12 protein-coding genes are annotated in these 12,847 nt (G+C 68.6%); 2 read left to right on the forward strand and 10 right to left on the reverse strand.

What is annotated here, in order from left to right:
• Positions 1–266: 266 nt before the first annotated feature.
• A complete protein-coding gene (locus MOQ72_RS29810) occupies positions 267–1,151 on the reverse strand; it encodes an SDR family NAD(P)-dependent oxidoreductase (RefSeq protein ID WP_242189066.1) in 885 nt (294 codons plus the stop codon).
• Between the two features lie 59 nt (positions 1,152–1,210).
• On the opposite strand from MOQ72_RS29810, the gene MOQ72_RS29815 reads away from it, so the two are divergent.
• Positions 1,211–1,891 (forward strand): TetR/AcrR family transcriptional regulator, encoded by a 681-nt coding sequence (locus tag MOQ72_RS29815; RefSeq protein WP_242189067.1) that lies wholly within the window; start codon positions 1,211–1,213, stop codon positions 1,889–1,891.
• 195 nt (positions 1,892–2,086) lie between these two features.
• The gene (locus MOQ72_RS29820) at positions 2,087–2,809 is read left to right on the forward strand and encodes a hypothetical protein (RefSeq protein WP_242189068.1); all 723 of its coding nucleotides are present in this window, start codon (positions 2,087–2,089) and stop codon (positions 2,807–2,809) included.
• Positions 2,810–2,866: 57 nt separating this feature from the next.
• Here MOQ72_RS29820 and MOQ72_RS29825 read toward each other — a convergent pair whose 3' ends face one another.
• From MOQ72_RS29825 to MOQ72_RS29865, 9 genes are all read right to left on the reverse strand, one after another.
• Entirely contained in the window at positions 2,867–3,628 is a 762-nt protein-coding gene (locus MOQ72_RS29825; protein WP_242189069.1) for an SDR family oxidoreductase, read from the reverse strand.
• An 84-nt stretch (positions 3,629–3,712) separates the two neighbouring features.
• On the reverse strand, positions 3,713–4,135 hold the full coding sequence (locus MOQ72_RS29830) for a DUF6632 domain-containing protein (protein WP_242189070.1): 423 nt from the start codon (positions 4,133–4,135) through the stop codon (positions 3,713–3,715).
• A gap of 174 nt (positions 4,136–4,309) precedes the next feature.
• Positions 4,310–4,879 carry a TIGR03086 family metal-binding protein gene (locus MOQ72_RS29835; protein WP_242189071.1) on the reverse strand — a complete coding sequence of 190 codons (570 nt, stop codon included), beginning with the start codon at positions 4,877–4,879 and terminating at the stop codon, positions 4,310–4,312.
• The gene (locus MOQ72_RS29840; protein ID WP_242189072.1) at positions 4,876–5,883 is read right to left on the reverse strand and encodes a sigma-70 family RNA polymerase sigma factor; all 1,008 of its coding nucleotides are present in this window, start codon (positions 5,881–5,883) and stop codon (positions 4,876–4,878) included. Before MOQ72_RS29840 ends, MOQ72_RS29835 begins: the two co-directional genes overlap by 4 nt.
• Before the next feature lie 117 nt (positions 5,884–6,000).
• The gene (locus tag MOQ72_RS29845) at positions 6,001–7,245 is read right to left on the reverse strand and encodes an aminotransferase class III-fold pyridoxal phosphate-dependent enzyme (RefSeq protein ID WP_242189073.1); all 1,245 of its coding nucleotides are present in this window, start codon (positions 7,243–7,245) and stop codon (positions 6,001–6,003) included.
• Positions 7,242–8,279, reverse strand: a complete 1,038-nt coding sequence (locus MOQ72_RS29850; protein ID WP_242189074.1) for a transketolase family protein — start codon at positions 8,277–8,279, stop codon at positions 7,242–7,244. The genes MOQ72_RS29845 and MOQ72_RS29850 overlap by 4 nt, the downstream gene beginning before the upstream one ends.
• Positions 8,276–9,103 (reverse strand): transketolase, encoded by an 828-nt coding sequence (locus MOQ72_RS29855; protein WP_242189075.1) that lies wholly within the window; start codon positions 9,101–9,103, stop codon positions 8,276–8,278. The genes MOQ72_RS29850 and MOQ72_RS29855 overlap by 4 nt, the downstream gene beginning before the upstream one ends.
• Positions 9,104–9,384: 281 nt before the next feature.
• On the reverse strand, positions 9,385–11,565 hold the full coding sequence (locus MOQ72_RS29860; RefSeq protein WP_242189076.1) for a N,N-dimethylformamidase beta subunit family domain-containing protein: 2,181 nt from the start codon (positions 11,563–11,565) through the stop codon (positions 9,385–9,387).
• Complete coding sequence (locus tag MOQ72_RS29865; protein ID WP_242189077.1) at positions 11,562–12,617, reverse strand: ABC transporter substrate-binding protein; 1,056 nt, start codon at positions 12,615–12,617, stop codon at positions 11,562–11,564. The genes MOQ72_RS29860 and MOQ72_RS29865 overlap by 4 nt, the downstream gene beginning before the upstream one ends.
• Between the last annotated feature and the right edge of the window lie 230 nt (positions 12,618–12,847).

The raw sequence follows: 12,847 nt of genomic DNA on the forward strand, positions 1-12,847 counted from the left end.
GGGGGGGGGCCTCCCCCCCCCCCCCCCCCCCGCCCACCCCCCGCCACCCCCCCCCCCCCCCCCCCCCCCCCGCGGGCCGCCCCCCCCCCCCCCCCCCCCCCCCGCCCCCCCCCCCCACGACCAGGTAGCAGCGGGCGTCCTTGCACGCTCAGGCGATTGCCTCACCCGGATTCCGGCTGTGCACCTGGGTCTGCCGCACGAGCAGGCACCTTGCAATCTCGACCGCCTCGGCCGCGGTGCCGCTCGCGCAGTTCCGTTGTGATCGCTTACGAAGCGGGTTGTGCCAGGGGTTCGTCGGCTGGGAAGTTGGCCGGATACGGCTGGTTGTAGTCGGCTGACCTGCTGACGTCTTCCCAGGAAGTCGCTTCGGCGATCTGCTGCTGGGAGTAGGCGAGTGACATCTCGACAGCGTTCACGCCCAGCAGCAGGTGGGAAGGCGGGTTGTCCCGCTTGACCGCTCGCACGATGATCTCGGCTGCGCGGACCGGGTCTCCTGCGGCAACGGCTTCGTTGGCGCGGACGACCCGGTGCATGGCTCCGATCGTGGCGTCGTAGTCAGCCGGGATGTCGTGGATGGTCATGGAGGATCCGGCCCAGTCGGTGGCGAAGCCGCTGGGCTCGACGACTACGACCTTGACGCCGAAGGGTGCGGTTTCGACGGCGAGCACCCGGCTGAACCCGTCGACGGCGAACTTGGCCGCCTGGTAGCTGGCGATTCCCGGTGACCCGCCGACGCGGCCGCCGACCGAGGAGAACTGCACGATGGTGCCGCCGCCTTGGGCGCGCAACTGGGGGATGACCGCTTTCGACACGTGGTGCACGCCCCAGAAGTTGGTCTCGAACTGGGTGCGGAAGTCGGCTTCGTCGCCTGTCTCGATCGGCGCGAGGTTCGCGTAGCCAGCGTTGTTGACGACGACGTCGAGCCGTCCGAACCGCTCGACGCCAGCTGCGACAGCCGCGCGCACGCCGTCGGCGTCGGTCACGTCGAGCGCGAGCGTCAGCACCTGGTCGCCGTACCGCTCGGTGAATTCGGTGAGTTGCTCGGGCTTCCGCGCGGTGGCGACGACCTGATCGCCCACGTCGAGGGCGGTCTGGACGAGGGCGCGGCCGAAGCCGCGCGAGGAACCGGTGATGAACCAAACCTGTTGCATGGTTTCTAGTGAAACACGGTTGTGTTATTTGTGCAACCTGGTTGCGCTATGATCGTGGTGTGACGTCGGGATTCCAACGCGCTCGCTCTGCCGAGGCGAAGCAGCAGCGTGAGCAGGCCATCCTGGATGCTGCGACGCGGCTGGGTGCGGAGCGCGGCATCCGCCAGGTCACGCTGACCGACATCGCCGAGGCGGTCGGCATGCACAAGTCGGCGATGTTGCGCTACTTCGAGACGCGCGAGCAGATCTTCCTCAAACTCACTGCCGCGGGCTGGCGCGATTGGTCGGCGGAGTTGCGTGCGCGACTGGGTCGACTGCGGCCGGGCGCCTCGGCTGCGGTCATCGCTCGGGCCTTCGCCGATTCGCTCGTCGCGCGCCCCATGTTCTGCGATCTGCTCGCCCAGGCACCGCTCAACCTGGAGCGCAACGTGTCACTTGAATCGGTGCGCGCCTTCAAGTTGGTCACCCTCGACGAGGTTGTCGCGATCAGTGCCGGGCTGCAGCGCCTGCTCCCGCTCGCCGAGCGGGAATGCGTTGACGTGATCGCAACCGCGACGAGTCTCGCCGGGGCGCTGTGGCAGATGGCGACGCCGGGCCCCCAGGTGCAGGCGCTCTACCGCAGCGACCCGCGCCTCGCGCACGCGGTCGTCGAGGTCGGTCCCCGACTGATCCGGATACTGACGGCGACCCTGTCGGGGTTCACCTCCGAAGCACCGGCCAACCCAACCGAGGAGAGCTAACACTTCCCAGGCGACGAGCAAGGTGCTCTCGGCGAAGATGTCGGCGTGTTCGGCGATGCCGCTGGCGTCCCGATCGTGTTCTGGTTCTGAGGCGGCTTCGACCAAGCGACGCCCGAACCCGCCGACCAAGACGTTCTGGTCCGGTCACCGGTTGAGCCGGGAGGGGTCCCCAGCCGCTCGTCTAGCGTGCTGCGCATGGCATGGTTCCGCACGAAGCGCTCGGCAAGTCCCAGCGACTCCGATGTGCTGGCGCGGCTGCCGCCGGTCACCGAGCCCAGCAAGACCGCGCAGTTCGAGGAGTTCGCGCGCCAGCACCGCCCGGCGGACGAGCACTGGACGCACACCCAGGTCTTTTCGTACCCCGAGCTGCTGCGGGACAGGTACGACTCGCCGCTCTACGTCGGGGTGACCGGTAGGCCCGCGATCCTGCTGTGCCTGTCCGGCCAGATGCGCCGGGACCTCGACGGCCTCGACGAGCTGATCCGGCGCAAGGGCGCCGACCTGTTCCTCCAGGGCCACCGTCTCGGCCGGTACGGGATGGTGCGCGCGGTGCTGCAATTGCCGGAGTACGACCTGATCTTCGAGACGCCGCTGACGCTGGCGCACGGTGACGTGCAGGAGTTCGTTTCGGCCGGATACCGCAACGAGGCCATCGAATTGCACGTCGCCCACGTCAACGGTTCGCGGTCATTGCGGTTCGTCTGCCAGGCTGCCCGGATTCGGTCCGTTGTGGACGCCGTGCTGGAGGCCGTGCACGGCCTCCAGCATCCGACGACACCTGCGGAACAGGCCGCACCCACAGCCGAACTGGAAGCCGAGTTCCCCACGATCAGCGACGGGTTGTCGGGCCGGACCCGGATTCGCCTGACCGTCACGGACTCGGCCGAAGACGTCGTGACGGTGCAGACGCGAAACTGACGTGCCATGCCCTCGATCACGTTCGCCGTGTTCGAGGGCATGGTCCGGGTGGTTGGACTATTCGACCGGGGTCAGGCCAGCTGCGGTGAGCAGGTAGGCGTCCTCGTCGTGACCGGGGTCGCTGGCGAGCTCGACGATGGCCTTTCCTACTCGCTCCGGGGTGAGCGCCGGGCCGAGACCTTCCAAGAACGTGGCGATGTCCACGCCCTGCCGGTTGGCGTATGCGGTCACGGCAGCCGAACCGAGGTCAGTGGTCGGCGTCAGCGTGGGGAGCACCGAGGTGAACCTGATGCCGAGTGCCTCTCGGGCCGCCTCGTGGGCGGCGTAGGAGGTGAGGAACCGAATGGTGGCCTTGGCTCCCGCGTAACCGCCGCTGAGCGGTGAACCGCCCAACGCTGCTCCGCTGGACAACGCCACGACGACGCTGCCCGGGGAAAGCGGACGCACCAGAGCTTCTCGCGTCCAGTGGAAGACGTGCTGGACATCGACCTCCCAATTGCGGCTGAACGTCCGCCAGGTGTGGTGTTGGATCGGCTGGGTCACCGGGATCGCTCCGGCGTTGAGGACCAGCGTGCGCGGGCGGTAGGTGTCGATGAGCCGCGCGACCGCGGTGGGGTCGGCCGCATCGGCGACTACCGGTTCGAATGCCGTGCCCAGCTGTGCCTGCACGTCTTCGAGTTGGGCGCGGTCGCGGGCGACTCCGATGACGTTGGCACCAGCCTCGGACAATGCGGCGGCGATGCTGCGGCCGAATCCTCGGCTGGCGCCGGTTACGAGCGCTGTTGATCCTGGGAGTGGTTCTGCCGCATCGGTTGACATTCTTGCTCCTCCAGGGACGGCAACGGCTACCGGCCTGTTGCGTTTTTCGTCGTTGTTGTTCGGGGAATCTGTCGCGGAGGGCGATCAGGGGTGGCTTGCGATTTTCGCGGACGGCCGCAGGAAGTACACCGCACCGGCGAGCAGCAAGATCCATGGAATGTCCGTGAAGAATTTGCTGTGGTACGGCGACTCGAAAGCCCCGGGGATCATGATCAGCGCGTGGATGAGGTTGACCCACATCGAGAAGTCGAGGAACGACCTGTACTCCTCGGGGCGTCGGGAGGCCACCAGGACGTAAACGGCCCACACGAGGTACATCCCGGAGAGCATCAGGGCCACGTGGCCGGGCAGGTCGTCCCACACCAGCCAGTGCAGGACTCCGCCCATCCGGAAAGCGGGAGCCTGGATCGCGTAGCCGGTGAAGATGGTTCCGAATATCGCGATCGATCCTGCTCCCCACACGCGCAAGATGATTTTGAGCGCCTTGCTCTTGGCTGCCTCGGTCATGTTGTGCCTTTCGAATGTTTCATTCCAGCCCGGTGGAATCGGGCGGTCCACGATCCGGACCCGGTCGGGCGAAGCTGGCTGTCTCCGCATATGAATACAGACCCGGCAGGAACTGGAAAGGAATCGCGGACCTGATAGATCATGTGGCCCCACAACGCGATCCGGTCCGGCGAACTACATCACCGCATCGGGGACGCGACCCAGGAAGGCGACCAACCGGTCACCGGGGCTCGCTTGCGGTGGCACGGCGACCGGGGCGGCGAACTGCGGGTGTCGGGTTGATTCGGGGACCACGAACGGGACGGCCCGCAGCATTTCGCTGGCCAGCGGAGGCGGGATCGGTGGGGCGGTGCCGCATGACTTGCCGATGTCCCAGCCGTGCACGGCGATCTCGACCGCTCCGGTAGCGGCAACCAGGTCCGCCAGCAACGGGAGGTCTCCGATGCTGATCATTCGACCGGTCGTCCTCGCGCTGCGGAGCCGGTTGGCCCGATCGCGGAAGATCCGCACGAGATCCGCCGCCCGATCAGCGGTGGGCTCCAGCGCTGCGCCGATGCACCCGGTCCCGATTCCTTCGTCGAGCGCCGCGAGGGAGTCGTTGACGTGGTTCAGCAACGTCCGCAGGTCCCAGTCCGCACAGGGAGTCGGACGCGAGAGGAACCTCGGGCGAACGGCCGCGACCTGGACGAGTGCATAGCTGATCGCCCGGTCCAGCAGGTCGAATCCGTTGGCGGGGAAGGTCACGGGCGCCCGTCCAGCCCGGCGGCGAGCGCCGACTCGGCGGCGGCATGAACCTGGGGGAGACCGAACGCGGCGAACAGGTCCGGGTCGAGGAAGGCGACGATTCGGACGATCCCGGTGGTGGCGGCGGTGAGCACGTGGATGGCGTGCGCCCAGTAGCGGCCGTCGTCGTCGCGCCGGTACGCCGCCATCGCCGGTTGACCGTTGGCGCCGGTTGGAATCATCCGCACCCCGCCTGGCGGGCCGAAGATCCGTGCGGCGGCGAAGCTGCCGATGGCCTCGCGTCCGGTGAACCAGGTCGCCAGCGGCGGCATCTCCAAGGTGGCGTCCTCCCGCAGCAGCCGCATCAGGGCGGTGGCGTCGGCGTTTTCGAAGGCGGTGATGTACTGGTCGAGGAGTCTGCGAAGATCGGGACCGGTGGGCTCGACGAGTTCCTCCTCGACCGGCGCGACCTGTGCTATTTGGGCACGGGCGCGCTGCAGCGTGCTCTTGACAGCCATGCTGGTGGTGCCGAGCAGATCAGCGACCTCCCGCGCCCGCCAGCCCAGGACATCCCGCAGGATCAACACCGCTCGTTGTCGCGCTGGCAGGTGCTGGAGTGCGGCGACGAACGCGAGCCGCATGCTGCTGCGCGACGTCACGATCGCCGCGGGGTCGGTCTTCGACGAGTCCACCAGCGCGTCGGGCATCGGCTGCAACCACGCGATTCCAGGCGGCTCGGCCACGGACACGGCCGGGTCGTCGCTCGGGCCGCCGAGTCCAGCGGGCAGCGGACGCCGTTCACGCTGCTCAAGCACGGTTAGACAGGCATTGGTCGCGATCCGGTACAGCCAGGTGCGCAGCGAAGCGCGGCCCTCGAACCCGGCGAAGGAACGCCAGGCCCGCAGGTACGTCTCCTGGACCAGGTCTTCTGCGTCGTCCACCGAGCCGAGCATGCGGTAGCAATGCGCCAGCAACTCGCGCCGGAAAGGCTCGGCGACGCGCGCGAACTCCCCGCTGTCCGACATGACCACTCCTCGGCTCGACTCCGCCCGTCACACGTACAGACCGGATTCCGAGTCGAAAAGCATCGGTCAGCGCCGAACCAAAGGAGGTATCAGCGCCACCCGAACCGGAACGGGCCGTCAGCGGCCAGCGCGGCGCAGGTCCGCGAACGCCTCGTCGGTGCGGTCGAGGATGGCGTCGATATCGGCGTCGGTGTGCGCGGCGGAGAGGAACCAGTTGTGCCACGGGTGCAGGTACACGCCTCGCTGGACTGCGGCCTGCGCCCACGCGGTGCCCAGGCTCAGGTCGTCGTCGCCTGCGAAGTACAGGACGGGCATCTGCACCGGGCCGGTCTGGCGGACCTCGTACCCGTGCGCGGCCGCCTGGGCCGCCAGCCCCTCCCGCAGCCGGGTGCCGGTGCGGAGCATGTCCGGCAGCGCCTGTCCCTTGCGCAATTCGCGCAGGGTGGCCAGACCTGCCGCGAGCGGCACCGCGGCGTACCAGAACGATCCGGTGACGTAGATCGAGCGCGCGGCCTCGCGCAGGGCGTCAATGCCCGTGACGGCGCCGAGCGGTTGCCCGTTGGCCAGCGCCTTGGACCAGGCCGTCAGGTCGGGGCGGACGCCGAGCGGCTCCCAGCTCCCCGCGAGGTCCAGTCGGTGTCCGCAGCGGACGTCGTCGAGGATCAGCACGGCGCCGGTGCGATCGGCCAGCGCGCGCAGGCCGCGGGCGAACGCCGGGTCGGCGAGCTCCTGATCGCGCCGCACGTCGTGGCGCATCGGGCAGACGATGATCGCGGCGAGGTCGTCGCCCGCCTCGGCCGCAGCCCGCTGCGCCGAAGCCAGGTCGTTGTACTCGTAGTGGATCAGGTGGGCTTGGTCCTCCGCGGTGACACCGGCGCCACGCAGCGAACACCAGGGCGCCGAGCCGTGGTAGGCGCCGGTTGCGACCAGGACCTTCCGCTTGCCGGTGGCCGCCCGCGCGGTGGTGACGCAGGTGGTGGTGGCGTCGGTGCCGTTCTTGCAGAACACGGCCCAGTCCGCGGACGGCACCGTGTCCACGAGCAGTTCGGCGTAGTCGACCGCGATGGGACTCGTGCCGTCGAGGCAGTCGCCGCGTTCGAGCTGGTCCAGGATCGCCGCGGTGACACCGGGATGCCGGTGGCCCAGCACGACCGGTCCCCAGCCGCACATGAGGTCGAGGTACTCGCGGCCATCGGCGTCGGTGATGCGGCATCCGTTGCCGGACACCATGAACTGCGGGTGGGCGCTGCTGAAGGATTCCACGCGCATGTGGCCGTACATGCCGCCGGGGATGACCTGGCGGGCGCGGTCGCGCAGGGCGAGCTCCCGCTCTCCGAGTACGGCGGTCGGTGCTGTGGTCATGCTCGGTTCCCCTTGTTGGTGAGCAGTTCCCGGGCGACGGCGGCGATGCCGGGCGCGTCGAGCCGGTAGTGGGCGTAGAGGCCTGCGGGCGGTCCGACGGGCACGTGCTCGTCCGGCACGCCGTGGCGCCGGAACGCAATGTGGGCACCGGCCTCGAACAGCACTTCCGCGACGGCGGTGCCGAGGCCGCCAGTGATGTTCCCCTCCTCGACGGTGAGGATCGCGCCTGTCGCGTTCGCCGCGTCGAGCACGGCGTCGCGGTCGAGCGGTGAGATCGTCCACATGTCCACGACTCGGGTAGAAAACCCTTGCTCGGCGAGGAGTTCGGCCGCCCCGAGTGCTGGGTGCACCTCGGAGCCGGTGGCGATGATCGTCAGATCCGTGCCGTCGCGGACGGTCTGGGCGCGTCCGGCCACCAGGTCCGGGACCGCGTCGTAGACCTCGGGGTCCCGCCCGCGGCCCAAGCGCAGGTACATCGCGCCCGGATGGTGCAGGGACAGGCGCAGCAGGGCGCGCAGGTGGTTGGCGTCGGTCGCGCACACGACGGTGAGGCCCGCGATGGTCCGCATCATGCCGAGGTCTTCGAGACTGTGGTGGCTGGTGCCGTAGAACCCCATCGACATGCCGGAGTGGTGGCCCACGATCCGCACCGGGAGGTCCGGGTACGCGCAGTCGGTGCGGATCTGCTCGGCGCACAGCAGCGCGGCGAACGAGCCGAACGTGGCGGCGAACGGCAGGTACCCGCACGACGCCATACCCGCTGCGATCGTGATCATGTTCTTCTCGGCGATGCCGACGTTGACGAAGCGACCGGGGTGGCGCGCCGCGAAGTCCAACGCGCGGTTCGAGCGGCCGAGATCGGCGGTGAGCACGACGATCCGCGGGTCGCCCTCGGCCAGCTCGGCCAGTTCCTCCCCGAAGACGAACGCCGGGATCGCCCGCGTGTCGGTGCCGTCGACCGAGCGCGCGTCCTTGAGTCCGGCACTCGCGGTCCCGTTGAAGATCTCGGACTGGTCCTGCGCCTGCGTGGTCATTTCGCCTCCTCGCGACCGAGCTCCGCCATCACATCGTCGTAGTCGGTGCCGACGAGGTTGCCCACGTGCCAGTCCGGACTCAGCTCCATGCGCTGGACGCCCTTGCCCTTCACCGTGTCGGCGACGATCAGCTGCGGGCGCCGTCCATCCGGAGCGGGCAGCGCCGCGAACACGTCGAGCAATGCCGCCAGGTCGTGACCGTCCACGCGGTGGGTCTGCCAGCCGAAGGCCGCGAACCGGTTCTCGATCGGCTCGGCGGGCATGACGTCCCGGACGAACCCGTCGATGCCGAGCTGGTTCGCGTCGACGATCGCGACGAGGTTGCCGAGCCCGAAATGGCCCGCGGACATCGCGGCTTCCCAGACCTGCCCCTCGGCGAGCTCGCCGTCGCCGAGCATGCAGTAGGTGCGGTAGTCCAGCTCGGACATCCGACCGGCCAGCGCCATCCCCACGGACACCGACAGGCCGTGCCCCAGCGAGCCGGAGGAGAAGTCGACGCCCGGGATCTTCTTCATGTCGGGGTGGTCGCCGAACGGGCTGCCCAGCCGCGTGTAGGCGTCCAATTCGGACGGATCGAAATAGCCCAGGTCGGCCAGCAACGGGTAGAGGCCGATCGCGGCGTGGCCCTTGCTCAGCACGAACCGGTCGCGCTCGGGCCAGTCCGGCCGGGTCGGGTCGATGCGGAGCTGGCCGTAGTAGAGGACGGCGAAGAGCTCGGCGCAGGAGAACACCGCGCTGTAGTGGCCTGCGCCCGCGATGCGGGTGAGCCGCACGGTCTCGGTGCGCACGAACTTCGCGCGGTCGGCGAGCTGTCTGAGCTGCACTGTTCCGCTGTACCGCCTCTCCGTGTTTTTCAGTGGTGGTTGCGTCGAGCACGAATCTTGCGTTTCGTCGTTGCTTGTGGCTGGTTTGCGTCACGGTCCCCTGAGGTGCGGTTTAGGAGGACTCGGGTTGACACAGGGCTGCTCATGCCAGTTCCGCCTCTCCGCGATTCACAGTTGTGGTGCGTCCACACGAATCTCGCGTTTCGTGGTTTCTTGTGGCTGGTTTGCGTCACGGTCCCCTGAGGTGCGGTTGACGGCCACTGGGGTTGACACAGGGCTAGTCATGCGCCGGGTTCGAGGACAGGACCGTCGGTGTCTCTGAAGCGGTCCAGGACGTTGGCCGTAACGCGGGCGGTGTCGTTGTCGCCGCCGTTGTGGGTCATGGCTGTCGACCAGGCGATGGAGCCGACCGAGAAGACCGCGCCACCACCGGGCCGTCCGAAGAGGACGATGTCCGCCCGGACCTTGGGGTGGATGCCGGGCGGCGGTGCGGCGTAGCCGTGGTCGACCTCCTCCGGCACCAGCACGATCTTCTCCGAATGCCCCACCGAGGAGGCGAGCACGACCGCATCGGGCGGAGTGCCGAGGGTGACATCGGCCCGGTCGAGCTCGTCGCCAGCAGCACCGCCGAGACCGGGCCCCTCGTCGCCGAACACCTCGCCGACGCCGACGTCGATGCCGTCGAACACCCAGGACACGGCGGGGCTGGCACTGGCCTCGGACCGGCGGTAGCCACTCGCGCGGTCGTGTCCCTGCGCCGTGAAACCGACACCGGCCAGCACGTTCGGCGCCCGCCCGCGCAGCCGCCACAGCCCGCCCGGTTCGCCGGTCGCGGACAGGTTCTCCTCACCCGGATCGGACACCCAGGTGGCGACGCCCGCGTGCCCGCGGCGGATCTCGATCGCGTCGGGATGTCCTGGATGCCTCGCGGTGACCTGGTAGAAACCGTTGCCGCCCAGGTACATCAGCCGTCCGCCGGAGCGGGTGTGGGCGAGGTAGGAGTCGAGCATCCCCGCCGAGCAGTACTCGGGATGCGAGCCGGTCAGCACCACCCGGTATTGGCTGAGCAGCGCGGTGCCCTCGCGTTCGACCTCGTCGTCGGTCACCACCGCGTAGCGCTCGCCGCGCTCGTCGAGCCACGCGAGCAGCAGCAGGTCCTGGGCGAAGTGCCGGAAGCCCCGTGTGGTGGGCGTGTAGTAGTCGGGGCGGATGTTGATGATCGGACGGAGGCGCGTCGAGCAGCACACGCCGCTGCCGTCGGTGTGGACGTCGTAGAGCGAACGGCCGAACTCGGGATGCTCGACCAGCCACTGGTCGCGCTCGTCGAAGCCGCGCCGCTCCCCGTAGAGGGCGAGCCGCTCTTCCTGGTACTCCGCGTAGGTGCGCCAGTTCGCGTACGCGAGGTAGGTCCAGGTCGGCAGGACGACCAGCACGGGAGCCCGGTGCGCGGCCGGGGTGACGACGAACGGGATGCGGTCCACGTCGTCGTCGGCGGTGACCTTCAGCGCGTAGACGCCGCTGGGCAGGTCGGCTGGGATGGTCCAGGTGAGGTCGGGTTCCCATCCGGCGTCGGCGAGATCGTCGTCGTGCAGGTGCAGCGCGTCGAACTCGGCCGGTGCCCGGCGGAAGTCGGTCTCGCCGCCGGTCCAAAATGGACCGGGAACGCCACGTCCGGGCAGGTGGCGGATCTCCGCCCCGGCGGTGAGACCGCCGCGATCGGGAACCCAGGTACCGGCGGGATCAGCCGCGAGGTCGAGCACGCTGCTGGTGGCGGCGGAGAGCAGCACGAGGGGATCGGCGCTTTCCGCGAGCGCGATGGTCGTGCTCTCCGGCCACGCCATCGCGGACACGACCGGGCGAGCCACCTTGCCGTTGAACGTGTGCCCGAGACCGCCAGTGCTCCGGCCGTCGCTGCCCAAGCGCAGCGCTGGGCGATCCAGGTGGATCGGCTCTGCCCAGCGCGACGCGGAGAGCTCCTGCCGACCAGGCCGGTGCAGGGACAACCGCACCGCGCCAGCCTGGTCGATGGTCGCGGCCGCGAACGCCCAGCTGCGTTCCTCGACCGGAGTGGCCAGCTCGGCGAGGACGTGCTCGCCCCGCCGCAACATCAGACCTCCGGCCGACACATCGAGGGCGAGATCTCCGAGAGCCAGCAGCGGGCGCGGATCAGACCCAGGCAGGGTCGGCTGGAACCACACCGCCAGGCCGACCGAGTCGAAGTTCCGCTGTACCGAGGCAACGGCGTGCGAACCAGACGTCGTGACCTGCCTCCGCCCTTCGCGGACATCCGGGAGGTCCGCGTCCACCGGCTCCTCGACCAGTGGTGCGCCGTGCCGCGGTGAACCGGGCTTGCGCAGGCGGACGATCTGCGGTCGAACCTCGGCGTGCTCGGAGCTCAGGTGGAAGGTCACGCGTTCGCCAGCCCGGACCGAAAGCCGGTCGGCGTATCCGACCAGCCTCATCCGTTGACCCACTTCGTCCACCGCCGCGTGGCGTCGTCGAGGTTCTTCGCCCACCAGTCGTTGTCCCGCACCACGATCGTGCCCTTCGCCTTGGCGTCATCGGCGACGAAGGCGTCGATATCGGGATTGCTGCTCCTCGGAATCTGCGAGTTGGTCGCACCGTAGGGCAGCCGGTCGACGATGGCCTGCTGGTTCTTGGCCCCGATCAGGGCGTTGATCAGGGCGTAAGCCTGGTCCCGGTGCTGGGCGCCCTTGACGATCGTCAGCACGTCGTAGTACTTCAGCGGTTTGTCGTAGACCACACCGAGGTGCGCGCCGCTCTTGGCGGCGTCGTAGGCGCGGCCGGGCCACGCGAGCATCATGTCGATCTCGCCCGACTGCAGGCCCTGGGTCTGCTGCGCGCCGGTGTCGTAGAACCGGACGTTCGGGCGGATCTTGTCCAGCGTCGCGAACGCCTTGTCGTAGTCCAGCGGGTAGAGCTGGTCGCCCGGTGTTCCGCTGGCCAGCAGCGCGGTTTCCATGCCGGCGTCCTTCGGGGAGTTCATGATGCCGCGGGTGCCGGGGAACTTCACCGGGTCGTAGAAGTCCGCCCAGCTCGTGGGCGGATTCGCGCCGTACTTGTCCTTGTTGTAGACGAGCACGAAGTAGGAGTTCAGCACCGGGACACCGCAGTCGGACAGCTGCGCCTTGTCGAGCCCGGTGGTGTCGATCTTCGTGTAGTCGATCTTCTCGAAGAGCGTGCCGCACTTGCCCATCGCGGTGTACGGCGTGGAGTAGAAGACGTCCCAGGTGGGCTTGCCGCCCTGCACCATCGCGGTCAGCTTCGCCTCGTTGTTCGGCGATTCCTCGGACACCGTGATGCCCTTGGCGGACAGCTCGGCGTACGCGTTCTGCTTGAACACCTCCGCCAGCGCCCCTCCGGTGTTGCTGAACACCACGGACTGCCCGCCACCACCGGCGGAATTGCCGACCGGCCCGAAACATGCCGTCGTCGTCAGCCCCACCAGGCTGGCCAGCGCAAGTGCCGTACCGAGATGTCTGTTGTGCCGCACCGGGAACCACCTCTCTCGCCACCGCGATCGGCGATTTGAGATTTCGTGATGTGAAACGAAAGGCGTATTGAGGAACAGCATTGAGTGCGGATTCCATCCGAGTCAAGTCCCACCGGGAAGCAAACTCAGATGTTTCTCGACCGTAAAAGCTGAAAACGACGGTTGACACCGGGCTTCTCGGGCGGCATTGTTCATTTCACTTCGTGAAATGAGTATCGATTGGCGAGACA

The sequence above is a fragment of the Saccharopolyspora soli genome (genome assembly GCF_022678645.1).
Taxonomy (GTDB): domain Bacteria; phylum Actinomycetota; class Actinomycetes; order Mycobacteriales; family Pseudonocardiaceae; genus Saccharopolyspora; species Saccharopolyspora soli.

Bases quoted from the DNA above. Each gene is read 5' to 3' on its own strand.
- MOQ72_RS29810 (WP_242189066.1), bottom strand. From the start codon at position 1,151: ATGCAACAGGTTTGGTTCATCACCGGTTCCTCGCGCGGCTTCGGCCGC.
- MOQ72_RS29820 (WP_242189068.1), top strand. From the start codon at position 2,087: ATGGCATGGTTCCGCACGAAGCGCTCGGCAAGTCCCAGCGACTCCGAT.
- MOQ72_RS29825 (WP_242189069.1), bottom strand. From the start codon at position 3,628: ATGTCAACCGATGCGGCAGAACCACTCCCAGGATCAACAGCGCTCGTA.
- MOQ72_RS29830 (WP_242189070.1), bottom strand. From the start codon at position 4,135: ATGACCGAGGCAGCCAAGAGCAAGGCGCTCAAAATCATCTTGCGCGTG.
- MOQ72_RS29840 (WP_242189072.1), bottom strand. From the start codon at position 5,883: ATGTCGGACAGCGGGGAGTTCGCGCGCGTCGCCGAGCCTTTCCGGCGC.
- MOQ72_RS29845 (WP_242189073.1), bottom strand. From the start codon at position 7,245: ATGACCACAGCACCGACCGCCGTACTCGGAGAGCGGGAGCTCGCCCTG.
- MOQ72_RS29850 (WP_242189074.1), bottom strand. From the start codon at position 8,279: ATGACCACGCAGGCGCAGGACCAGTCCGAGATCTTCAACGGGACCGCG.
- MOQ72_RS29860 (WP_242189076.1), bottom strand. From the start codon at position 11,565: ATGAGGCTGGTCGGATACGCCGACCGGCTTTCGGTCCGGGCTGGCGAA.